Origin of the sequence: Chryseobacterium sp. Leaf394 (genome assembly GCF_001424105.1) — a bacterium.
Taxonomy (GTDB): Bacteria; Bacteroidota; Bacteroidia; order Flavobacteriales; family Weeksellaceae; genus Chryseobacterium.
On record NZ_LMQH01000011.1, the window covers coordinates 165,420 to 189,324 of the forward strand.

Annotated in this window: 16 protein-coding genes; 8 read left to right on the plus strand and 8 right to left on the minus strand. The window is 38.0% G+C overall.

Annotated features, from left to right (window positions below):
- Window positions 1–133 precede the first annotated feature (133 nt).
- Entirely contained in the window at window positions 134–3,004 is a 2,871-nt protein-coding gene (locus tag ASG21_RS05430; RefSeq protein ID WP_082482361.1) for an insulinase family protein, read from the plus strand.
- A gap of 80 nt (window positions 3,005–3,084) precedes the next feature.
- Here the strand turns inward: ASG21_RS05430 and ASG21_RS05435 are convergent, their stop codons facing one another.
- The 7 genes from ASG21_RS05435 to ASG21_RS05465 all read right to left on the minus strand — a co-directional run bounded on the left by ASG21_RS05435 (window position 3,085) and on the right by ASG21_RS05465 (window position 10,984).
- Window positions 3,085–4,194, minus strand: a complete 1,110-nt coding sequence (locus ASG21_RS05435) for a T9SS type A sorting domain-containing protein (RefSeq protein ID WP_056076846.1) — start codon at window positions 4,192–4,194, stop codon at window positions 3,085–3,087.
- A gap of 110 nt (window positions 4,195–4,304) precedes the next feature.
- The gene (locus ASG21_RS05440; RefSeq protein ID WP_056076847.1) at window positions 4,305–5,384 is read right to left on the minus strand and encodes a GNAT family N-acetyltransferase; all 1,080 of its coding nucleotides are present in this window, start codon (window positions 5,382–5,384) and stop codon (window positions 4,305–4,307) included.
- On the minus strand, window positions 5,381–6,328 hold the full coding sequence (locus ASG21_RS05445) for a polysaccharide deacetylase family protein (protein WP_241773458.1): 948 nt from the start codon (window positions 6,326–6,328) through the stop codon (window positions 5,381–5,383). The genes ASG21_RS05440 and ASG21_RS05445 overlap by 4 nt, the downstream gene beginning before the upstream one ends.
- Window positions 6,329–6,403: 75 nt before the next feature.
- Entirely contained in the window at window positions 6,404–8,533 is a 2,130-nt protein-coding gene (locus ASG21_RS05450; protein WP_056076849.1) for a S46 family peptidase, read from the minus strand.
- 224 nt (window positions 8,534–8,757) lie between these two features.
- Window positions 8,758–9,345, minus strand: a complete 588-nt coding sequence (locus ASG21_RS05455; protein ID WP_056076851.1) for a Crp/Fnr family transcriptional regulator — start codon at window positions 9,343–9,345, stop codon at window positions 8,758–8,760.
- A gap of 180 nt (window positions 9,346–9,525) precedes the next feature.
- The gene (locus ASG21_RS05460; RefSeq protein WP_082482362.1) at window positions 9,526–10,170 is read right to left on the minus strand and encodes an MgtC/SapB family protein; all 645 of its coding nucleotides are present in this window, start codon (window positions 10,168–10,170) and stop codon (window positions 9,526–9,528) included.
- A gap of 52 nt (window positions 10,171–10,222) precedes the next feature.
- Window positions 10,223–10,984 (minus strand): LuxR C-terminal-related transcriptional regulator, encoded by a 762-nt coding sequence (locus ASG21_RS05465; protein ID WP_056076852.1) that lies wholly within the window; start codon window positions 10,982–10,984, stop codon window positions 10,223–10,225.
- A gap of 78 nt (window positions 10,985–11,062) precedes the next feature.
- Between ASG21_RS05465 and ASG21_RS05470 the strand changes: the two genes are divergently transcribed.
- A complete protein-coding gene (locus ASG21_RS05470; RefSeq protein WP_056076854.1) occupies window positions 11,063–11,623 on the plus strand; it encodes a sugar O-acetyltransferase in 561 nt (186 codons plus the stop codon).
- Window positions 11,624–11,633: 10 nt separating this feature from the next.
- Window positions 11,634–12,287: a DUF1349 domain-containing protein gene (locus ASG21_RS05475; protein WP_056076856.1), complete on the plus strand. Its 654-nt coding sequence runs from the start codon at window positions 11,634–11,636 to the stop codon at window positions 12,285–12,287.
- A 636-nt stretch (window positions 12,288–12,923) separates the two neighbouring features.
- Here ASG21_RS05475 and ligA read toward each other — a convergent pair.
- On the minus strand, window positions 12,924–14,924 hold the full coding sequence (ligA, locus tag ASG21_RS05485; protein WP_056076859.1) for an NAD-dependent DNA ligase LigA: 2,001 nt from the start codon (window positions 14,922–14,924) through the stop codon (window positions 12,924–12,926).
- Between the two features lie 283 nt (window positions 14,925–15,207).
- On the opposite strand from ligA, the gene ASG21_RS05490 reads away from it, so the two are divergent.
- The 5 genes from ASG21_RS05490 to ASG21_RS05510 all read left to right on the plus strand — a co-directional run bounded on the left by ASG21_RS05490 (window position 15,208) and on the right by ASG21_RS05510 (window position 23,632).
- Window positions 15,208–15,948 carry a glycerophosphodiester phosphodiesterase family protein gene (locus ASG21_RS05490; RefSeq protein WP_056076860.1) on the plus strand — a complete coding sequence of 247 codons (741 nt, stop codon included), beginning with the start codon at window positions 15,208–15,210 and terminating at the stop codon, window positions 15,946–15,948.
- Between the two features lie 334 nt (window positions 15,949–16,282).
- Window positions 16,283–19,261: a SusC/RagA family TonB-linked outer membrane protein gene (locus tag ASG21_RS05495; RefSeq protein WP_056076863.1), complete on the plus strand. Its 2,979-nt coding sequence runs from the start codon at window positions 16,283–16,285 to the stop codon at window positions 19,259–19,261.
- 10 nt (window positions 19,262–19,271) lie between these two features.
- Window positions 19,272–20,720, plus strand: a complete 1,449-nt coding sequence (locus ASG21_RS05500; RefSeq protein WP_056076865.1) for a SusD/RagB family nutrient-binding outer membrane lipoprotein — start codon at window positions 19,272–19,274, stop codon at window positions 20,718–20,720.
- 30 nt (window positions 20,721–20,750) lie between these two features.
- Complete coding sequence (locus tag ASG21_RS05505) at window positions 20,751–22,334, plus strand: calcineurin-like phosphoesterase C-terminal domain-containing protein (protein WP_056076867.1); 1,584 nt, start codon at window positions 20,751–20,753, stop codon at window positions 22,332–22,334.
- A 584-nt stretch (window positions 22,335–22,918) separates the two neighbouring features.
- Window positions 22,919–23,632, plus strand: coding sequence for a 3-ketoacyl-ACP reductase (locus tag ASG21_RS05510; protein WP_056076869.1), 714 nt, complete (start codon window positions 22,919–22,921; stop codon window positions 23,630–23,632).
- Window positions 23,633–23,905 lie beyond the last annotated feature (273 nt).

Here is a 23,905-nt window from a genome sequence, read left to right on the forward strand (position 1 = left end):
ATGAATAATCGAATGTAAATGAAATACGTTTTAAATAGAATTTACCAATTGTTTTTGAGATGTTTAAAAAACTTTATCTATTAATGTTGCTATTTTTTAGGTAAATTTGTATTAATCTATCGATAAGAATTTAATGAATACGATTATACATAAAGAAATAAAAGATGCTGCTTTGTCTTCTGATTTTCCTTACACAACGGTAAGTCATGACGAAAACAAAGTCAGAATATATACATTGAAAAACGGACTTCAGGTGTTTCTGGCGCAGAATTTTGATGCTCCGAGAATCCAGACCTTTATCCCTGTGAAAACGGGAAGCAATAATGATCCTTCAGATAATACCGGATTGGCACATTACCTTGAACACATGATGTTTAAAGGCACTTCAAAAATCGGGACACAAAACTGGGAGGACGAAAAAATACTTTTAGACGAAATTTCCGGCCTATATGAAAAACACAAGGCGGAAAAAGATCCCGAAATCAAAAAAGAAATTTACCGCAAAATTGATGAGGTTTCTCAGGAAGCCAGCAAATTTGCCATCGCCAACGAATACGACAAGGCAATTTCTTCGCTCGGAGCCTCCGGAACTAATGCTCACACATGGTTTGACGAAACTGTTTACAAAAATATAATTCCTGCCAATGAGCTTGAAAAATGGCTCAAAGTGGAAAGAGAACGTTTTTCAGGAATGGTTTTGAGACTTTTTCATACCGAACTGGAATCGGTTTACGAAGAATTCAACAGAGCACAGGACAATGATTCGCGGTTGGTAAACTATGAACTGATGGATGCGCTTTTTCCTACCCACCCAAACGGTCAGCAAACGACACTCGGAAAGGCGGAGCATCTGCGGAATCCTTCAATGAAGGCTATTCATAAATATTTTGAAGAATATTACGTTCCCAATAATTATGCTTTTGTTTTGGTTGGTGATTTAGATTTCGACAAAACCATACAGCTCATCGACCAGTATTTTGGAAATATTCCTTATCGTGAGCTTCCTGCAAAAAACAAAATTGTAGAAAATCCTATTACTGAAATTATCGAAAGAAGAGTTGCAAGTCCCACTACGCCAAGGGTTCAGCTGGCGTGGCGTACAGACAGTTACGGTACAAAAGAAGCGATTCTGGCAGACGTGGTTGTTAATATTCTGAGTAACAGAGGTGAGGCAGGTTTATTGGATCTGAATATCAATCAGACCCAGAAACTGCTTTGGGCACAGGCGTATTCATTAGGTTTAAAAGAATACGGCTACTTCTCACTCGTAGGTGTTCCAAAAGAATCCCAAACTTTAGACGAAGCAAAAGAAATGATGCTTGAGCAGATCGGATTGATTAAAAAAGGAGAGTTTCCCGATTGGATGCTTCCTGCAATCATCAGCGACTTCAAACTTCAGAGAATGAAAGCCCTTGAAACTGCCGAAGGCCTGGCCACCAATCTTTATGACACCTTTATAAAAGGAAGAACCTGGGAACAGGAACTTAACGAAATGAATGACTACGCCGCTATTACCAAAGCAGATGTCGTTACTTTCGCTCAGGAATTTTTTAAAGATAATTATGTTATTATTTATAAAGAAAAAGGTACCAACGAACAGCTTCTGAGAGTTGAAAACCCAGGAATTACCGCCGTAAAAATAAACAGAGATGAGCAGTCGGATTTTCTTACAGAAATTCTGGAAGATAAAACAGAAGACATTCAGCCTGAATTTATTGATTATAAAAAAGAAATCCTTACTGATACCGTTGCGTCTAAGAAAATCAGTTTCGTTAAAAATAAATACAACGAAATTGCACAGGTTCACTTCATCTTTCCTGTAGGGAGCGATCACGACAGAGATTTAGGACTGTCAACTCAGGTTTTACAATATTTAGGGACAGACCGTTTTTCACCGGATGATCTGAAAAAGGAATTTTATAAAATAGGTATCAGCAATGATTTTAAAACTTCTCAGGATCAGCTGACAATTTCACTCACAGGGCTCGAGGAAAATATAGAAAAGGGAATTCAGCTGCTGCAGCACTGGATGCAGAACGTACAGCCGGATCAGGAAATTTACAGTCAGTTTGCTGAAACGGTTTTAGAAAACAGAATTGCTGTAAAGAAAGACAAAAACAGAATCATGCAGGCACTCACCAATTATACAAAACTGGGTGCTTACTCAAGATTCACAGATGTGATTTCTAAAGAAGAACTTTTGAATGCTTCGGTGGAAGAATTCACGGCACGCATCAAAAACATTTTCAATTATCCTTATCAGATTTTTTTCTACGGTAAAGATTATATCAGTTTTAAAAATTATATTGAGAATTATATTACCGAAGAAACGCAGCAGATACCTTTGAAAAGAGAATATCCCGAGCCGGAAACCGGAGGAAATGTTTATTTTATGAATTACGACATGGTTCAGATGGAAATGAGTAAAATAGCAAGAGGGAAGAGCGTAGATCTTGAAAATTTTGGTAAGATTAATATTTTTAATGAATACTTTGGCCGTGGACTGTCGTCCATTGTTTTTCAGGAAATTCGTGAAAGCAAAAGTCTCGCTTATTCAGCATACGTTTCTTATTCTCCGAATTCTGAACTTGCACATCCTGATTATGTGACTTCGTACATAGGAACGCAGCCTGACAAACTTCAGATTGCAGTTGACACGATGTCTGAATTGATGGCTGAACTCCCTGAAGTTCCGGTGCAGTTTGAAAATGCCCGAAGTGCGGCTCTGAAGCAGATCGCTTCCACGAGAATTACGAGAACCAATATTTTCTTCAATACGCTGAGACTTCAGAAACTGGGTGTAGATTATGACATCAGAAAAGATATTTACAGTCAGATCAAAGGTCTTGATTTCAATGAGATGAAAGAATTTTATAATTCACATGTCAAAACTTTAAATTTCAACACAGCTTTAATCGGAAAAAGAGAAAACCTGAATATGGAGGCTGTTTCAAAAATGGGAACATTTAAAGAGCTTGATTTAAAAGATATTTTCGGACATTAATCTTTGGATATTTTAAAACTGAAAAGGCGACAGTGATCAACTGTCGCCTTTACTTTTTTTTAAGTAAGATGAAATGAGAATTACTTCCTGATAATTTTTACTGTTTTCTCACCAGTAGTTGTTTTAATTTTCAAAAGATAAGTATTTGCTGTAAGTTCCGAGATATCAACGCTGACTTTTTTCTCACGGTTTGCTTTTTGGGTTTTTAAAAGTTGTCCGTTCAGAGAGTAAATCTCTATAAATTCGATTTCATTTCCAGCTGAGATATGTACAGTTCCGGCAGTAGGATTTGGGTAAACTTTAGCGGAAATTTCTTTTGTGGTTTCGCTGACACTTAAGGTTAGATCTAATGCCTTTAAATATTGATAACTTCCGGCTATCAGCGACGCGGTTGCCCCGGTTGTAGGATTTAAACTGAAAACTCCGCTGCCTGTCGTGTAGAGATAATTTCCATTTCCCATCTGAGCTATGCCTCTTGCTCCTCCCACTGTGTAAGAATTTAGAATACTGCCGTTTGCAGCTGAAAGATGATACACGCCGGCATTGTTCCCTGCGCTGCTGTTATTGGAAAAAACGGCAATCAGATAATTTCCGTTCTGTAATTTTGTGATCTGCTGAATTCCTGTGAAAACTCCGGAGTTTACAAAATTTCCTGTGACCGTTCCGGCATAATTCATTGTTTGAATTCCTGCCGAATCAAAAGATGTGATGTAAGCTGTCCCGCTTCCTGTGTCGAGCGCGTCAAAAGGGGAGCCGAGCGTAGGATAAACTCCCAAAGATGTACCCGCAAAACTTATTCTGCGTATGGAATTGGCAGTTGCTCCGTTGGCTGCTCCTGCATTTGTGACCCAAACTTCATTATTCACCACATTCAGCCCGCGGATGTTGCTTAAACCCACTGAAGAAGGGATTGTAGAAAAGTAGCTGCCATCGAGATTGCAGATGTAAATCACATTGTCGGTCTGGTCAGAAATCCAGATTTTATCCTGCACACGGATGATGCCTTTTATTGTTCCCGGACTCAGGGATGAAAGGTTGATGAAATTGGCGTTTAAAACGGTTCCGTATGTTGCATCTAGCTGAGCGATGGTTTTGGAAGTGGAATTTACAGCAAGAATTACAGACTGTGCTGACCATGGCAAAAAGCAAAACAGAAATAAACCGCCTGCTAAGAGTAATTTTGTTTTCATAAGATTGATTTTTAAGTGAAGGATAAGCCTAAATTACAAAAAAAATATTAAAACTACTTTTTTTAATTTGAAAATCAATCTCTTACATTTTAAATGTATTAAAAACTGAATCAGGTTAAAGCGCAATCACCATCTCCGTCCTGAAAATTGGGAGCGAAATTCGCCGGTAAATGACTGATCAGTCTTTCGTGAAACATATATCTTCTTTCTGCATTTCTGCTGTGAATTTTAGGGAAGCTTCTGCTGTTTTCAATTTCATTGTTCAGTTCATTCTGGTAGCTTACGATGAGCTTAACCTTATTTTTTACCGAAAAGTAGGCTAGAAATTCCGTGAAATTTGTGAGATTGTTTTTTGAAAAGAGGTAAGGGATTTTCACAGTACCGTCTCTTAAAAGTATCAGAGCACCTGTTTCTAATTGATTTTCAGCATTATAAATTTTAATCCAGTAATACTGAAACTTTTTAGAATAACTTGAAAACAGATATGAAGGGTCAGGAGTTTCACCTTCCAAAACACAGGGATTCTGAACAAACCAGTTCATCTCGTCGGCAGTTCTGTTGGCAGGAAACTGAGCTATAAAAACTTTACTTTGATCATCAATTTCATTTAAAATCTCAAATTTAAAATCAGGTTTTTCCTGAAAGGAGTTTTTTAATGATATTAAACTGTTGAAAATAAGATCCGAAAATTTAAAAATAGGTTTCAGACCTTTCAGTTGAGGTTTTTTTGCAGGAATTATCTTTTGAAAATCTGTTTTGAGATAAAATCTTTTACCCGTTTTTGGCGGAATATACTTGAAAACTTTAATTTTATTATAAAGACTCTCTGCTGCCGGAGTAAATTCTGTGATGACTATATTGCCGTTGTACACTTCGAAAGCTTTCTCCAGAAGTTGCTGGGCAATTCTTTTTCCACGGAAGTCATCGCTTATAAACAGAGTGCTCAGCCATGCATACCTCAATTTTTTGTCATTGATGAGAAAGAAGTCAGGAAGGCAACCTAAATAACCTGCCAGCTTTTCGCCTTCGTAAGCTAAAATCATGAGAGTCTGATCTTCATCTGCTTTTGGATTTTTAATCTGCGATTCTGCACGGTGTTTGGTGATGGGAATAAAAACGTCAGAACGGTATTTGCCTGAGGAAATATATTCCTGTAACGACTGTTTATTAAGAGTTTTCAGCTCGATCATTTTCTCTGGATATAGTTTTTGTTAAGGTATTTTTTCAGCCTGAAATAAGAAATTTCTTTTTTTAAAATTGTTTCAGCATTTTCACCGGTTTCCATCGGAATTCTCTGGAAATTTTTTGAAACAGAATCCAGCTTAATCCCCGCAGTTCCGAAAGTACAGACGATATCTTCGTTTTTAAAAAGTTCATCAAAAAAAGCTTTTTCAACTCCAAAATCTGTAAACGGAAAAGCAAAACTTTCATAGTGAAAATTATTTTCCTTCATAAAACGGCAGCTTCGGTCAGTATTTTCAAGCTGTTCAGAAATCGTTGTTTCATGGTAAAGCGGATGATTCCAGCCATGTGAAGAAATCCCGAATCCTTTATTTTTTATTTGGTGCAACTGATCTAAAGTGAGATATGGTTTTTTTTCCTTAAGAAATTCATTAAAATCAACTTCAAACTGTTTTGAAAGATCATCAAGAGTTTTGCTTTCCTGATATTTTAATTTTAAAACTGAACCGGAATCAAAATGTACAGTATTGAATTTTTCTTTTAATAAACTTGCTTTGCAGCGGAACATCAGTTCTCTGTTATCTACAAAAGCAGGATTTACAAAGTTGATGGCATAAATTCCTTTCCGTTCTAAAATAGGAACTGCCACTTCAAGGAATTCTCTGTATCCATCATCAAAAGTGAGTAATGCGAGTTTTCTTTTAGGTTTAAAATTTCCTTTTAAATAATCTTTAAACTCATCAAAAGTCACCCATTGAAAATGTTTTGAAAGACAGTCGAGATCTGCTTCAAATTCCTTCTCATTTTTGTAATTGACAACATGCTTAAGATGCGGAAGATATTCATTAGAAACATTGTGATACAGAGGCAGACAATAGTCTAATGGGAAATTCTTCGCAAAATTTTCATTTTCAAAATAAGCCAAAGTACGGATGAATCTATTTTTGATCATATCGAAACAAAAATAAAAAAGAATCTGCTCAAAAGCAATGTTTTGAGCAGATTCTAAAGTTTTATGTAAGAAAAATTACTTTACAATTTTCATTTCGTCAATCAGCCATTTAGAATCGGCGAATTTATCAATGATGAAAAGGATATATTTCGTGTCAACCATAATGTTTCTGCTGAATCTTGGGTCGTAATTGATGTCGCTCATCGTTCCTTCCCACTGTCTGTCGAAATTCAAGCCCACAAGATTTCCGTGAGCATCCAGTGCCGGTGAACCCGAATTTCCTCCCGTCGTGTGGTTGGTAGCGGTAAATCCTACAGGAACATCTCCAGATTTGTCTTTGTAAACTCCGTAATCCTTTTTGTTGTAAAGGTCAAGAAGTTTTTGCGGAACATCAAACTCATAATCTCCGGGAACATATTTCTCTACAACACCAGCCAAATGCGTCTGGAAATCATACGAAACAGCATCTCTCGGGCTTGATCCTTTTATTTTTCCGTACGTCACTCTCATGGTAGAATTGGCATCAGGGAAGAATTTTCTGTCCTTATCTGTTTCCATCTGCTGAGCCATGAATTTCTTCTGCAAAGCATCAATTTTAGCCTGTAATGAAGTGTACTGAATGTCTGCAGATTTAGTATAAGTATCCTTTAAACTGTTGAATAGAATGTACATTTCATCTTTTTTGATCGCTTTAATCAATTTGTCAGGATTCGAAAAAGCTTTATCGATATCTGCTGAAAGGCTTGCTCCGTTCACTTCAGATCTCCCTGTGATTACAGAATTTTTAGATAAACTCTCAATAGTCTGAAGGTTTTGAGCCTCATTTTTATACCTGTCAAAACCTGCAGGTAAAAACTGGGGAGCCGTTTTGTTGGCATACAGAGCCAAAAGTTTAGCAGTCACTTTTGCGTCAAGTTCAGCACTGTAATCTTTATAGAATGATGATAATCTGTTTTTGAAAGAAGCGGTCGTTTTCTCATCCATTTTCCCTGATTCTACTGCTGTAATATAGCTTGAATAAAGGTTGGCAAGAGTTAACGTTTCCGCATTCCTGATGGTTTCAGTGTAATACGCGTTGTTCAGAGCGTAAGGCGCCTGCTCGTTGTACAGCTGATTCAGCTGATCAAGAGTTGTCTTAATGTCAGGATTTTTCGCGGTTAAAGTCTGCTCGTAAGCTGCTTTTTTCTGAACAGCATTAGATTTTTTTAAACCTTCCACTTCACCGATCCACTTTTTCCAGTAATTGGCTACAGAAGCGTATTTAGAAGCGTATTTGATACGGGTTGCATCATCAGCACGCATTTTTTCGTCTAAAGTTTTCAAAGCTACATCACGCCCTGCAATTCTCGCAGGGTCGGTGTCTTTCATGATTTTGTCAACTGCAATTGACGGAAGATATTCTGTTGTTCTACCCGGAAAACCATACACAAAAGTAAAATCGTTCTCTTTTTTATCTTTTATAGAAACCGGAAGGTAATGTTTCGGCACATATGGCACATTGTCCTTTGAATATTCTGCAGGTCTGTTGTTTTTATCAGCGTAAATTCTGAACATAGAAAAGTCTCCGGTATGTCTAGGCCAAACCCAGTTGTCGGTATCTGAACCGAATTTCCCGATGCTTTGTGGCGGTGCTCCCACCAAACGGATATCCTTAAAAGTATCTATGACGAAAGCATAATATTTATTTCCGTAATACATCGGTCTCACCATAACCTTCTGTCCGGATTCGGTTTTAGTCGTCGACTGGACTTTCTGAATATTCGCATTGATTGTTGCTACATCCAGATAAGGATTTCCCTCAAGAATTTCTTTTGTTACGTCTTTAATATCAATGATGAAATCTACGGTAACTCCAGGGTTGGCCAATTCTTCATTGCTGTTTTTTGCCCAGAAACCATTAGATAAAAGATCATTCTGAACTGTAGAATGAGACTGAATCTGGCTGTATCCACAGTGGTGATTGGTGAGTAAAAGGCCTTTTGGAGAAATGATTTCGGCAGTACATCCACCGTTGAATTGTACCACAGCGTCTTTGATGCTTGGCTTTTGAGTGTTAAATATATCTTTGGCAGAAATTTTCATACCCAGATCCTTCATTTCTTTCTCGTTCAGCTCAGTCGGGATCCACATTCCACCGTATTGCTGAGCAAATCCCAGAGAGAAACTGAAGAATGCAGAGGCAATCAGAATATTACGTTTTATCATTAGGAAAATTTTTTGCCTAATTTACGCATTTAAAATTTTCCTGAAAAAGAAAAACCCTTCCGAATTTTATTCCAAAGGGTTTTTGCATTGTCTGTGTGTTTTTAGACCATAAAAATTACAAAATACTTCAACAGCGGGAACAGTCTCAGAATTTAGCTTCCACACTTTTCATCATATTTTAGACGTCACAAAATAATGAAATATTTAAGTAAAATAAAATGAACCTAAGTTAACGCAATCCGCTTTCTGATGCGGCTTAGCGCCTGCGGAGTAATGCCGATATAAGAGGCAATATGCTTTAGCGGAATGTCTGATATAAAATTCGGGTAGGTTTTGACTAAATTTAAATACCGCTCTTCCGCACTGTTTACCAATAAAGAAATTTCGCGCTGGGTTTTTCTTACGTAGAGATTTTCGGCTGAAATTCTTCCCATATAATTTCCCACAGGAGATCTTGCGTACAGTTCCTGCAAATCATCAAAATGAATTCTGTAAACCGTTGTTTCCTGCACCGTCTCTACGTTGTAGGAACAGGGCGTTCGGGTAATAAAGGAATCGTAGGCACTTCCAAACATATTTTCGGCAATGAAAGAGAACGTGATTTGCCTTGAAGGTTCTGTAGGATGGGTTTTATTAACGAAAAACCTGATGATGCCGAAATCAATAAAATAAAGATAATCTTCAGTTGAACCCTCCTTTAAAATCAGCTTTTTCTTTGGATAAATGATTTTTTTAAATTTACTCACATGATATTGAGCTTCTTCATGAGACAAACCGTCGATAGTCTTGTAAATACTGAGCAATTTTTCCATGAAAGGCTGATAAATAAGGGATATTAGTGACGCAAAAATAATTCTTCTGATTTAAATTTGCAAAAATATTCGTTACTTTTTAAATTTCAGTTGAAATTTTTCACAGCCGTTTTTTGTTTAATCTTCAAAATCTAACTTAGAAAAAGGTCAGAATAATTTGAACAGAAAAAATAACCTGATTTAAAACTGAAAAGAATTTATTTTTTCGTCCTGCATCATTTGCTTAATCAGCATTTCGTGGTTTTTACTTTTACCTGTCAGCAACCAGCTTGTGGTGGTGGTCTCCCTTGAAAAAGCCTGTTTTACGACAGTGAATTTAAGATTGTATTTTTTAAATAAACTTTCACAATAATTGAGATCTTCTTTTTTTAAAACCATAATTTTATACTCACGAAGTTTGTGATTCCGGTCTATGAAATTCTGAAAATAGCTGAGCGAACTTAAAATCAGTAAAATCAAAACAGTTCCCAACAGCGAAAGATAGACGTAGCCGGCGCCCATCGCCATTCCCACTGAAGCTGTTGCCCAGATTGTTGTAGCGGTTGTGATGCCGTCAATTTTATTATCACCTTTAAAAATAACGCCGGCACCCAAAAATCCGATCCCTGTAATGATGTTGGCGGCAAGACGGTCTGGATCCTTAATTCCAATTTTTATGGAAAGAATAGTGAACAGACACGAACCAAAACAGACCAGAATAAAGGTTCGCAAACCCGCAGATTTATTCCTGTATTCCCTTTCTGCACCGATGCAGAGGCCGAGAAACACCGAAATGAAGATCAGCACGAGTTCGTTTTGGATGGAGTGGTCTTTCAGGAAATCCATTGAAATTGTGTTTTATAAGATTAAATGTACAATAAATCTGTAGAATTTACAATTATATCCACTTCAATCTTGTTGCCATTGAGCAGGCTTCTACAGTACTTCTCACCCGCAGTTTCTCCAGAATATTCTGCCGATGCCGATTCACGGTATTGATGCTGATGAAAAGCAACTCCGCGATCTCCTTACTTCTTTTCCCATCCTGGATCATCTTCAAAATTTCCTTCTCCCGACCCGATAGAAACGCAGAATTCCCGGCCTCTGTCTGATGAATGACCGAACTATTCGCGGTGTTGATGATCATCCCGTGGTGAAGAGACGAATTCAGGAAATCAAAATGGTAAAGGCAAAGCGCCAGTTCCACATTTTTATCATCAGGATTGGTGAAGTAGAACATCTTGTGCAAAAGCGTTTGCTGATTGGGATTGTCAGCAATTCTCAACCTGCTCACCACACAATAATCTTTGTGCTCCTCAAACGGAATGGTCTTGATGAACTGAAAAAACTGAAGTTCCAGCAAATGCTTCTGCAAAACATCTTCAGCATTTAATTTCGCAAAAAGTTCTTCCTCCCAAATGCTCTCAATTTCCTGCGTACTTTCTTCCTGAAAAATGCCTAGTGCATCCGCCAACTTCCCTGAATAAACATAACTTCTATTATTTTGAAGGTCACTGAGAACTGCAATGCCGTTCTCTAAATTCACAAAATGCTGTGCAATTTCCTGACATTTTTGAAGCTGTAGCTTTTCGCTTTCAAAAGTGGAAGAGAATTCCTGTTGGAGGAGTTTTTCGTTGAGGTCGGATTGGATGGCTTTCATTTAAGAAATGGTTATTTATCAGTATTGGTTTGCAATTTTTAAGCTTGTAAATTTGCCCTTTATCAAAGTAAAAATACAATGAATAATCTGAACGAAAAAGAAAAAATGCTGAGCGGAGAAATCTATGACGCGTCAGACAAACATCTCATCAAAGAAAGAAATATCGCCAAAGACCTCTGTTTTGAATACAATCACCTTCAGCCTTCAAAAATTGAGCAGCGAAAAGCTTTAATTAAAAAACTCTTTGGTAAGACCACAGACAGCTTTCATATCGAACAGCCGTTTTATTGCGACTATGGTTACAATATTGAGATTGGCGAGAACTTCTACACCAACGTCAACGTCGTGATTCTTGATTGTGCAAAAGTCACTTTCGGAGACAACGTGATGATTGCACCCAACTGCGGATTCTACACAGCTGGTCATCCATTCGATGTAGAGCAACGCAACAAAGCTTTAGAATACGCATATCCAATTACGGTTGGAAATAATGTCTGGATTGGCGCGGGATGCAGCATTCTCCCCGGAGTTACGATTGGTGACAATACGGTGATAGGAGCGGGAAGTGTGGTGACAAAAGATATTCCTGCCAATGTTTTAGCGGTCGGAAATCCGTGCAAAGTCATTCGCGAACTATAAATCAATCAAGATGAAAAAAATAATACTGTCCTCCATTATATTTCTGAATTTGTTCTCAGGACTGAAAGCCCAATCTCTTGAAAAAATGACTTGGTTCAACGAACCTTCTCACTGGGAAATCAAAGACAAAAAACTGATAATGAACGTCACGCCACAAAGTGACTACTGGCGGATTTCACACTACGGTTTCACAGTGGACGATGCGCCATTTTATTACTCAACCTACGGCGGAGAATTCGAAACCAAAGTGAAAATCACGGGCGATTACAAAGCCCGCTTCGACCAAATGGGACTGATGCTGAGAATCGACGAACAAAATTACATCAAAGCCGGCGTAGAATTCGTGGACGGGAAATTCAATCTCAGTACCGTCGTGACGCACAAAACCAGCGACTGGAGCGTTATCGTTTTAGAAAAAACGCCACCATTTGTCTGGATAAAAGCAGTACGAAGACTCGATGCGGTCGAGATTTTCTATTCATTCGACGACAAAGAATATGTGATGATGAGAAATGCCTATCTGCAGGACAACACACCTGTACAAGTCGGATTTATGGCGGCAAGTCCGGATGGAAACGGCTTCAAGGCTACTTTTGAAAACTTCTCGGTCAAACATCTTCCTGACCAGCGTCGTTTGGAATGGCTGAAGAAAAATCATAATTAAATAGAAAACTCTCAGAAACCCAAATCTGAGAGTTTTGTTTTTTAGGAGCTGTTCGACTACATCGATTATCAACTTGACATTTCTTATTTGGAGCTGTTTCCCGCTGTCCACTGTATCTTTTTTGTCTCAGAAGTTTTGTTATCAAAATCAAATTTTCGCATAAGACAAAAAAGGATGCCGTTCCCATCGGGGCTATGAGTTTTCTATCTAGTTTTAACTTTCGTCAAACTTCAATATTTTTAACATCATCAGTATTTCATTAATTATAATTATTGAATAGGTTAAGAAAGCCATAAAAATTACAATTAGGAAAAAGTAAAAGCTGGAAATTAAGCTTTCACTAAATAAATCATAGACAAAATAAAGTGAAAAAAATAAGTTGATGATTAGAATTGTAATTAGAAAGTAACCTATTGATAATTTGGCTTTATGATTATGAATTTTTGGAAATTTAAGTAAAAGAAAAGAATTTACAATTAAATAAAAGCCTGTTAAATAATATTCAGCTCCGAGATTAATTCTATGACCACTTGCAAAAATTATGACCAGTAGAAAAAAGAAAGTAAAAAATAGAATCACAGAATATATTATCGATGCTATTTTATATTTTTTATTTGCTGTAATCATTTTATTACCCTATCCAATCAAATCCAAAAATTCCTGCTCATCAAGAATCTCAATCGTCCCAATATCCTGTGCTTTTTTCAATTTGCTCCCTGCTTTTTCTCCAACCACCAGATAATTCAGATTTTTAGAAACCGCAGAAATATTTTTTCCGCCATGTTTTTCCACCATTTCTTCAGCAGATTCCCTTGTAAATAATGATAATTTTCCGGTAAAGAGAAAAGTTTTTCCTTCTAAAGCGTTGGATAAAACTTCATTTGTATTTTCGCCTTTTTCCAGCTGAACCCCGTAAGATTTTAACCGTTCCAACATCAAAATGTTTTCAGGATTACTGAAAAAATCAACGATGCTCACCGCGATTTTCATCCCGATATCTTCCACCTGACACAGTTCTTCTGCAGTCGCTTTTTTCAAATCATCAATCGTGTTGAAATTTTTCACCAATTTCTTCGCAACCGTTTCTCCAACGTGTTTGATACCAATTCCAAACAGTACTTTTTCAAATGGAATTTCTTTTGATTTTTCAATGCCGTCGATAATATTCTGAGCCGATTTTTCCGCCATTCTTTCCAGGGGAAGAATCTGTTCTTTCGTTAAAGCATAAAAATCTGCAGGATTTTCAATTAATCGGGCATTATAAAGCTGTTCGATGGTTTCACTTCCCAGATTATCAATATTCAAAGCCTTTCGGGAAACGTAATGAATCATTCTCCCGACCACCTGAGGCGGACAGTGCAAATCATTCGGACAAAAATGAATAGCCTGGTCTTCAAGTTTTATCAGTTCAGTTCCGCATTCCGGACAGTTTTTGATGTACTCGATTTCTTTGCTGTCAGAAGTTCTTTTCTCCTCGTTAACGCCGACAATTTTAGGAATAATCTCACCGCCTTTTTCCACATACACAAAATCGTGCTCGTGCAGACCGAGTTTTTTAATAATGTCTTCATTGTGAAGAGAAGCCCGTTTGACAGTCGTTCCTGCTAATAAAACCGGTTTCAGATTTGCGACAGGCGTAATCGCTCCCGTTCTTCCGACCTGATAAGTCACTTTTTCAAGCTCAGTTTCAACTTTTTCAGCTTTAAATTTATAAGCCATCGCCCAACGTGGAGATTTTGCTGTGTAACCGAGTTGTCTCTGCTGTTTTAATGAGTTGACTTTCAAAACAATTCCGTCAATTTCAAATGGAAGATTATGCCTTTCCTTATCCCAAAAGCTGATGAATTCTTTTATTTCATCTAAATTTTTGCAGAGTTTTGCTTGTTCTGAAATTGTGAATCCCCAGTCGTGAGCGTGATGAAGGAGTTCCCAATGGGTTTCCGCCGGAACTTCCTGCGAAACAAACTGATACAAAACTGAAGACAATCTGCGTTTTCTTACCTCGGCACTGTCCTGCATTTTCAGACTTCCGCTGGCTGTATTTCTTGGGTTCATAAAAAGGTCAAGGCCTTCTTCTTCACGCTGTTTGTTGATTTTATCAAAGTTTTTTCTTGTCAGATAAATTTCTCCACGCATAAAAAAACGTTCAGGAAAATCGCCGTTCAGTTTTACCGGAATATCTGATATGGTTTTCACGTTCGAAGTAATTTCGTCACCCTGAAAACCGTCGCCACGCGTCACTGCCTGAACCAGCTTTCCGTTTTCATACAAAATAGAAATCGAAGCACCGTCATATTTTAATTCAGCTACAAATTCCACAGGCTCATCGATGGTTTTAATGATGCGCTTTTCCCAGTCTGCCAAGTCATCATAATCGTAAGAATTATCCAGAGAATACATTCTGAACTGATGCTGAACGGTCGGAAAAATTTTTGTCACACCGCCACCCACACGGACAGTCGGAGAATTGTCATCGTGAAATTCGGGATATTTGGCCTCCAAATCCTGAAGTTCTTTTAATAATAAATCAAATTCAAGGTCAGAAATGCTGGGCTCATCCATCAGATAATAATTTTCATTATGCTGGTTGAGTTCTTTGCGGAGCTGTTCTATCTTTTGCTGAATGTTTTCGGACATGACCTGAGTTTATTTCCGACAAAAATAATAAGTCTTGAGCATATTTTACGGATTAAAATTAAGATTAAATTCAATAAATGTTTAAAGCTTTTTAAAGCTCAGTTGAGAATGTCTTTTTAAATTTGCATATTGTATCATAGAATTCAGTAAAAATCGAGAGCTGAAATTTTTTATGACGAAGATTATTTAAATTATGAAATCGCCACGAGAACATTTTTGTCGCAAACAATCGATGACGATAGGGCGATAACATAAAACCTTTAAAAAAAAGTAGTATCTACATATGAAAAAGTTTATCTTAGGGTTTGCAGTTTTAACGACAGTTTTTATGAACGCACAGACCAGAATTATTGCCCACAGAGGTTACTTCCAAACCAATCCGCCTACCACCGAAAATTCTATTAAAGCTTTGCAGAATGCACAGGGTTTGAAGATTTACGGTTCCGAATTCGATGTGAGAATGTCTAAAGACGGCATTTTGGTTATCAACCACGACGAGCATCACGGTAAAATGGAAATTTCGGAAACTGATTTTAAAGAACTTTCAAAAGTTAAACTTTCGAATGGTGAAAAATACCCGACACTGAAAGATTATCTGAGAGCAGGAAAGCTGGATAAATCCTTAAAATTAATTGTAGAAATTAAACCTGCCAAAACACCAGAACTCGAAAATGAAATGGTGGAAAAAACCATCAGAATGATCCGTGAAATGAAACTTGAGCATCAGTGCGAATACATTTCATTCAGTTTAAATATCTGCAGGCAGATTAAAAAACTGGCTCCGGAATTTAAAGTTCAGTATCTGAACGGAGAACTATCGCCACAACAGATCAAAGAACATGGCTTAGACGGACTGGATTATCACTACAGCGTTTTCCAGAAAAATCCTACATGGATTTCCGAGGCGAAAGCTTTAGGTTTAATTACCAATTCATGGACGGTAAACGAACTTATTATTTTCGAAGATCTGAAAGAGCAGGGAATAGATTTCGTAACGACCAATATCCCTGATAAACTAAAGTAAAAATAAAAGGACTATTTAAATTTAATACCAATCTGCCTCATTAAGGGCAGATTTTTTTTGTCTGAAATACTTAAAAAAAATCAATCTTAAATACTTTGAGGTACGTGTGTGGTATCTTTTATTTTCTCGGTAAAAGACAATAAAGATAGGGCAAATAAGGCGACAATTTGCATTAAAGAATATTCATTTTTCTAAACTGCTGTCTTTTAAAACCTTGTCTGTTTCCGTTAATCATAAATTAATATGGTGTTCAGAAATCCTTTAAAATATGTTAAAACGTTATTAAACTTATGCTCATCATAGCTTTCTAATTTTGCGCAAACAAAAATTGGATATGCGTAAAACTACTCAGAAAGTTGTAATGTTATCGCTCTTAGGAATGATCAGCATCAATGTAGCGGCTCAGGAAAATGCAAAAAAAGACAGTGTAAAATCTATAGAAGAAGTTGTAGTAACAGCTTTGGGGATTAAGAGACAGGATAAATCTCTTGGCTATGTTGCTGAAAAAGTAAACTCGGAAGTTTTTGAAAATATACAGAACAACAACTGGGCTCAGGGTATGGAAGGTCGTGTTGCCGGGCTGAAAGTCCAGGGAACCAATGCCGGACCTCTCGGCTCATCAAGAATTACTTTGAGAGGTGAAAAATCTTTCAGCCTGGATGGTAACTACGCACTTATCGTGGTAGACGGTGTTCCTTTGAGCAATTCAACGACGGGAACCGGAACGGCAGCTTATGGCGCAGGAACCGGGGGCGACTTACCGGTTGATTTAGGAAACGGACTCAACAGCATCAATCCTGACGATATAGAATCTGTAACCATTCTGAAAGGTGCATCAGCAGCAGCTTTGTATGGTTCAAGAGCAGCCAACGGAGCTTTGATGGTTACTACAAAATCCGGGAAAAATAAAAGCGGTAAGATCAATGTTTCTTATAACTCTACTTACAGTTTTGATTCGGTTCTCAAATGGCCGGATTATCAGTATGAGTACGGTCAGGGAACGCTGGCAAAAAATACTGCCGGACAGTTTTTTTATTCCTATCAGGCTTCTGCAGACGGTGTAAATACGGGTGGAACAAGCAGTGCTTTCGGACCAAAGTTTAATGGCCAGTATTATTTTCAGTATGATCCTGCAACGGGTGGGCAAAGTGCCACTAGACAATTGTGGAGACCTTACGAAGATAACATCAAAGGTTTCTGGCAGACCGGAACCACCTCTACCAACAATGTCGCAATCGAAAGCAGTACAGAAAAAACAAGCTACAGAGCATCACTTACCTATCTTGCCAATGAATGGATGATGCCGAATACAGGTTTTGACCGTTTCAATGCAGCTTTTTCATTTGATCATAAACTTTCAGACAAATTCAGAATTTCAACAAAATTCAATTACGCCAATACCAAAAGTGACAACCTTCCGGCAACGGGATACAACAACCAGTCGATTTCCTATTTCATGATTTTCCAGAATCCGAATGTGGATCTCAAATGGTACGAGCCAATCTGGAAGCCGGGACAGGAAGATATTGATCAGATTCATCCGTTCAGTTCATTTATTGATAATCCATATCTTATCGCTTACAAAATGCTGAATGGTGTTGAGAAGAAGATGATCACCGGTAACATCACGGCGACATATGATTTTAATAAGAATTTCAGTGTGATGTACCGTTCTGGTGTGGAGTTGCTCGATGAAATGCGGACCACAAAAAGACCTTACAGTTCTGCCAATTATCTTAAAGGATTTTACCGTGAGCAGTACATTAAAAATAATGAATTTAATAACGATTTACTTGTAACCTACAAAAAAGATTTCAACAAATTTAATATTTCTGCCAATGCCGGAGGAAGCATCCGTTACAACGAATATGTTGCTAATGATTACCGTGCCGAAGGTCTTAAAATAGCCGGAGATTACAGCCTGTTGAATGCTATTTCTCCACTTTACAGGGTTCCCAGACCGAGTGATCAGCAGATGAACAGTGTGTATGGTTTGGTAAGTGCAAATTATGACAATAAAATCTTTGTAGATGTTACGGGAAGAAATGACTGGAGCAGTACACTTTCCAGAGATAACAGATCATTCTTTTATCCTTCTGTGAGTACAAGTTTTATTCTTTCAGATATATTTAAACTGACGAGCCCAAATGTGAACTACTGGAAACTGAGAGCTTCATGGGCGAAAGTTGGAATTTCCGGTCAGCCTTATCAGCTTGATAAATATTATGCACCCACTGATTTTATAGGTTCATTTCTTACTCCTGATGTTTATCCTAATCCAAATCTTGAATCTGAAAAAAATACCAACGTTGAAGCGGGGATGGATTTTGCTTTCCTGAAAAACAGATTGAGCTATAATCTTACCTTCTATCAGAACGATACAGAAAATCAGATCATTCCGGTGACAGTTCCTATAGAAACAGGTTTTTCCAGCAGAATCATCAATGCCGGTAAGGCGAGAAACAGAGGAATTGAAATGAGTATGAGCGGCATCCCGGTAAAATCTCAAAACTTCAGCTGGAATGTTGCTGCCAACTGGTCTATGAACAGGAATAAAATTCTGTCTCTACCGGACGAATATGCCGGAGAAAAAGGATATACCATTTCTACCGTTGCAGGAGTTTTATATTACAATGCAGTAGTCGGTGGCTCATTAGGAGATCTTTACGGTTTTAAACTGGTGAGAAATGCTGACGGACAGGTTGTCTATGATGCTGCCACAGGACTTCCTGCAAGACCGGATAAAGTACAAAAAGTAGGAAATGCCTTCCCAAAATGGAGAGCCGGACTTCAGAATGATTTTAAAATCAAAAACTTTACCGTAAGCTTCTCATTCGACGGTCAGTACGGTGGTGTAGCTTATTCACAGACGCATCATAAAATGTCTGAACAGGGTAAGCTCGGCCACACTTTGATGGGCAGAGAAAACCCGGATGGAATGATCGTCGGGCAGGGGGTAGTACTCAACGCAGATGGAACCTACAGTGCAAATACAAAACCTGTCGGTCTTGCCGCTTACTACGGAGACTATTACAGAAGAGCCAACATTGAAACCAATACTTTTGATACTTCTTTTGTGAAATTGCGCGACGCCAGAATTGCCTATACTTTTCCAAGAGACGTGATCGCACCTTTAAAACTTACAGAACTTACAATCGCTGTTTTCGGTAAAAACCTGTGGATGTGGACAGACTTCCCAATGTTTGATCCGGAAGTGGCATCCCTCAACGATTCTACCATTACGCCGGGAGCAGAAATAGGGCAGTTGCCTTCTGCAAGAACGGTAGGTTTTCAACTTAATTTAAAATTCTAAGATCAGCATTATGAAAAAAATAATTTTATCTACAGCTCTGATTCTGTCGGTGATGAGTTTAAACTCCTGCGACAGAACCTTCGAAGAAATAAATACAGATACCAGCAGAACAAAGACTCCGTCGGTGGGAAGTTTGCTTGCACCGGTGCAGTATGCCATGGCATCTTACGGCTACAACAGATCAGACGATTTCACTTTCGATATCATGCAGGTTGCACTGGATTTTCCGAGCGAAGGAAATACCATAAGCCGTTATTACATGACTGAAACTACAGGAAACGGATACTGGAACACGAGCTATAAATGGCTGAAACAGGTTCAGGAGCTTAAAGTTGCCGCTGAAAAAGAGAACAATGCCAATTATCTCGCCATTTCAAAAGTATTGAATGCTTGGATCATGGCCAATCTTACCGACAGCTTCGGCGATGTTCCAATGACGGAAGCGCTGCAGCTTGAAGAAAATATAATGAGACCGAAGTACGATACACAGAAAGATATTTACACTATCCTTTTGAATGATCTCAAAGCTGCAAACGCTCTTTTCGATACCACCAAAACTTTGAGTGAAACAGATCTTTTCTTTCAGGCCAACTCTAATGCTGCCGGAATCATAAAATGGAAAAAATTCTGTAATTCTTTATCATTAAGACTTTTAACAAGAGCTTTAAAAAGAAATGGTGAACTCAATGTACACGAAAGAATAGCGGAAATAGTTAATAATCCTACAGTTTACCCTGTATTTCAGAACAATGCAGACGGAGTAACGCTTGATATCTCTGGTGTAGCGCCTCTGATGCCTCCTGTCGCAAGACCTCAGGATTTCACAGCATACAGAGCTTCCGGGGAATTTTTCACGCAGACTTTGGCAGACAATAATGACCCTAGATTAAGCATGTTTTTCACTCAGGCAAAATCTATTCCTGCCAATGCCAATATCGGATACAAAGGTGCCCCGTCCGGTTACGCTTCGGGAACTACTTTCAATTATCAGCCATCAAACCTGAATCAGAATCTTGCAAAAGCACCACTTAAGATTCTTGTAATGCCTTACGCGGAACTGCAGTTTATCCTTTCAGAATTATCATTTAAAGGAATTATCACCGGAAATGCACAGGCTTTCTACGAAAACGGCGTAAAAGCTACGTTGGAACAATGGGGAGCTACAGTTCCTGCAACCTATTTTGCGAATCCGAAAGTAGCGTATAACGGAACTTTAGAAAGAATAATGCTTCAGAAATATGTCGGGCTTTTCTTTGTAGATCAGCAGCAGTGGTACGAGCAGAGAAGAACGGGATTCCCTGTGCTTCCGAACAACGGTGGATTATTTAACAACGGGCAGATGCCTCAGAGAATGATGTATCCTACCACAACAAAGGTGCTGAATTACGACAATTACGTAGCAGCGAGTCAGGCCATGGGCGGCGACAATATCAATACAAAAATGTGGTGGAACAAATAACTTTCTATCTAAAATTTAATTAAAATTAAAATGAATTTAAAATATATAATTCCGGCATTGCTGATTTCTTCAATGGCTTTGGCGCAGACTTCAGTTTCAGGATTTGTTTATGAAGACGCAAACAAAAATCAGAAAAAAGAAAACAAAGAAAAGGGAATTGAAAATGTAGCCGTATCCAACGGAGCTCAGGTTGTTTTAACGGATAAAAACGGGAAATACAGTCTGCCAGTTTCAGAAGGACAAACCATTTTCGTGATTAAACCGTCCGGTTACATGATGGGTTTAAACCAAAATAATCTTCCTCAATATTATTATCAGTACAAACCAAAAGGTTCACCCGCAGATTTTAAATACAAAGGAACTGCACCTACGGGAACGCTTCCGAAAGAATTAAATTTTGGTTTGTTTAAACAAAATGAAAGCAAAAATTTCGACATTTTAGTTTTCGGAGATCCGCAGCCTTACACAGAAAAGCAGTTGGATTATTTCAAAAGAGCTATTGTGAATGAGGTGAAATCAACCAAGAAAAATGCAGTTTTCGGGATAAGTCTGGGAGATTTGGTGGGCGATGATTTAAGTCTTCAAAAGCCTTATGCAGACATTATGAAAGAAATTGGTCTGCCCTGGTACAACGTAATGGGTAATCACGATATGAATTATGATGCGAAAGAAGATGTGCTTTCAGACGAAACTTTTGAAGCCAATTTCGGTCCTGCAAACTATTCTTTCAACTACGGAAATGTCCATTTTATGGTGTTGGATGATATTTTGTACCCAGATCCAAGAGATGGAAAAGGATATTGGGGAGGTTTCAGAGAAGATCAGATTCAGTTTATTCAGAATGACCTGAAACTTGTTGACAAAGACAAACTGATTGTGGTTTCGTTCCATATTCCTCTGGATCATAACAATGAAGATAATTTCAGAAACGCAGACCGTCAGAAACTGTTTGATGCTTTGGTACCTTTCAAAAATGCACTGATGCTGTCGGCTCACACGCACATTCAGCAGCAGATTTTTTACGGAAAAGCCCAGGGCTGGACCGGCGCTAAAGATCTGCACGAATACAACGTCGGAACGACCTGCGGCGACTGGTGGTCAGGAACTTCAGACGAAATAGGTTTGCCGACTTCAACCATGAGAGACGGAACTGCGAAGGGTTATTCATTCATCAGTTTCAAAGACAATCAATATAAAGTTAAATACAAAACAGCAGGAAAACCCGAAGATTATCAGATTCAGCTATACGTTCCGAAAGTGATTCCTTATCCGTCAAAAACTTCGGCTAAAGTTTTGGCAAATTTCTTTATGGGAAGCAGAAAAGACAAAGTAGAATACAGAATCGACGGTGGAAAATGGGAAGAAATGGAATACAGCGAAACCATCGACCCTAATTTTGCACAGTCGGTTTTCAAATGGGATGCTACAGATATACTTTTCGCAGGAAGAAGACCTTCAAACCCTGAGCAATCCAAGCACATCTGGACAGGTGGATTTGGAAATAAATTAACCCTTGGAAAGCATAAAGTTGAGGTAAAAGCCCACGATATGTACGGAAACGAATTTACCGCAACGGAAGAGTTTGAGGTTCAGAATTCTGTTCTGATTCCTTAAACGATTTCATTTTTTTACTATACTTCAGTCAAAACCGGCCTCAGAAATGTTGCCGGTTTTGATGTTTAAAAGAGGAAAAGTTTTAGTTCTAATATTAGATATTTCATTAAGACTATAAAGTTTTGTAAGAGATACTCAATATTTCAGTTAACTAAAAAAAGTTTGCTTTTAGTCCTTAAATTTTTCCTTTCTAAAAAATTGCCTTAACACCCCGGGATTTTGATAAGCTAAATCAAAAACTTTGAAGAATTATCATTCAGCAGTGTCAGTCTGAGCCTGTCGAAGACTTATTGAGCTAACAACAAATGTGCTTTTAGTCGTCGTCTTTCCACATTAAGTTTAGCCTTTACTGTCTTAAATTCATTACAGTTGATTCTGTTTTTCTTTCCATTAAAAAATAATTCCTGCTGAGTTGAACGAACATATGATCGAAAATATGCAGAGATTCAAGCAAAAATCATGGTGTTCATCGCGTTAAAAACAATCAGATAGAATTTCAACATAACACATTTTTATTAAATCAAAAACATAAACACGTGTTTAAAATTTAGGTTTTGTAAATTTGTACCTTCAAAAATTAGATAATGAATTTAAAAGGAAAAAATGCCATTGTTACAGGTGGTGGAAGAGGTCTTGGGAAAGCGGTTGCTTTAATCCTTGCCTGTGAAGGTGTGAATGTAGGTATTACCGGAAGAAACGAAGAAAACCTTAAAATGACTGTCGACGAAATCCAGAAACTGGGTGTGAATTCAACGTACGCAGTTTTCAGTATAGATAATGAAATTCATGTGAAAGCAGGAATCGAACAGATCGCAGAGCAGTTGGGAGGTGTTGATATTCTAATCAACAATGCAGGAATTGGAGATTTCGGCAGCATCGCAGAAATGTCTTCCGAAGTTTGGGAACAGGTGATAAAAACAAATCTGTTCGGAGTGTATTACGCAGCAAAAGCAGTTCAACCTTTCATGAAAGCAAAAGGAGAGGGCGATATCATCAATGTAGCATCAACAGCAGGTTTGAAAGGTGGACCGAATATGTCGGCCTACGCAGCATCCAAGGCGGCAGTAGTTTCTCTGTCTCAGTCGATGATGGCAGAATGGAGAAAGCAAAACATCCGCGTGGTAACCCTTACGCCGAGCACAATCGCTTCTGACATGTCTATCGAAGGTGGCTTAACAGACGGTAATCCCGACAAAGTGCTTCAGCCGGAAGACTTCGCAGAATGGGTAAGAGATATTTTGAAAATGAACAGGAGAGCGCTGATCGCAAACGGTTCTATTTTCTCTACAAATCCGTAGAGATTTTAAATTTAAGATTCAAGGTTTAAGATTCAATGTTTAAAATTTAAAATTTAAGATTTTGATTTTTCAGACTTGAGTTATTTAAAGTAGTAGCGGGCAGTTTGTCCGCTATTTTTTTTATTAAGAGCCTGTTTAAAAATGATTAAAAAACAAATTTTCAAGGCATTTTTCTCTCCCCCCAACCCTAAAGGGTGGAAAAATGCCTTCAAAATTTCATCAAAATTAACTCCCTTTAGGGTCGGGGGAAATTAATTTTGATGAAATTTAAAC

Bases quoted from the DNA above. Each gene is read 5' to 3' on its own strand.
- ASG21_RS05430 (WP_082482361.1), top strand. From the start codon at position 134: ATGAATACGATTATACATAAAGAAATAAAAGATGCTGCTTTGTCTTCT.
- ASG21_RS05435 (WP_056076846.1), bottom strand. From the start codon at position 4,194: ATGAAAACAAAATTACTCTTAGCAGGCGGTTTATTTCTGTTTTGCTTT.
- ASG21_RS05440 (WP_056076847.1), bottom strand. From the start codon at position 5,384: ATGATCGAGCTGAAAACTCTTAATAAACAGTCGTTACAGGAATATATT.
- ASG21_RS05445 (WP_241773458.1), bottom strand. From the start codon at position 6,328: ATGATCAAAAATAGATTCATCCGTACTTTGGCTTATTTTGAAAATGAA.
- ASG21_RS05450 (WP_056076849.1), bottom strand. From the start codon at position 8,533: ATGATAAAACGTAATATTCTGATTGCCTCTGCATTCTTCAGTTTCTCT.
- ASG21_RS05455 (WP_056076851.1), bottom strand. From the start codon at position 9,345: ATGGAAAAATTGCTCAGTATTTACAAGACTATCGACGGTTTGTCTCAT.
- ASG21_RS05460 (WP_082482362.1), bottom strand. From the start codon at position 10,170: ATGGATTTCCTGAAAGACCACTCCATCCAAAACGAACTCGTGCTGATC.
- ASG21_RS05465 (WP_056076852.1), bottom strand. From the start codon at position 10,984: ATGAAAGCCATCCAATCCGACCTCAACGAAAAACTCCTCCAACAGGAA.
- ASG21_RS05470 (WP_056076854.1), top strand. From the start codon at position 11,063: ATGAATAATCTGAACGAAAAAGAAAAAATGCTGAGCGGAGAAATCTAT.
- ASG21_RS05475 (WP_056076856.1), top strand. From the start codon at position 11,634: ATGAAAAAAATAATACTGTCCTCCATTATATTTCTGAATTTGTTCTCA.
- ligA (WP_056076859.1), bottom strand. From the start codon at position 14,924: ATGTCCGAAAACATTCAGCAAAAGATAGAACAGCTCCGCAAAGAACTC.
- ASG21_RS05490 (WP_056076860.1), top strand. From the start codon at position 15,208: ATGAAAAAGTTTATCTTAGGGTTTGCAGTTTTAACGACAGTTTTTATG.
- ASG21_RS05495 (WP_056076863.1), top strand. From the start codon at position 16,283: ATGCGTAAAACTACTCAGAAAGTTGTAATGTTATCGCTCTTAGGAATG.
- ASG21_RS05500 (WP_056076865.1), top strand. From the start codon at position 19,272: ATGAAAAAAATAATTTTATCTACAGCTCTGATTCTGTCGGTGATGAGT.
- ASG21_RS05505 (WP_056076867.1), top strand. From the start codon at position 20,751: ATGAATTTAAAATATATAATTCCGGCATTGCTGATTTCTTCAATGGCT.
- ASG21_RS05510 (WP_056076869.1), top strand. From the start codon at position 22,919: ATGAATTTAAAAGGAAAAAATGCCATTGTTACAGGTGGTGGAAGAGGT.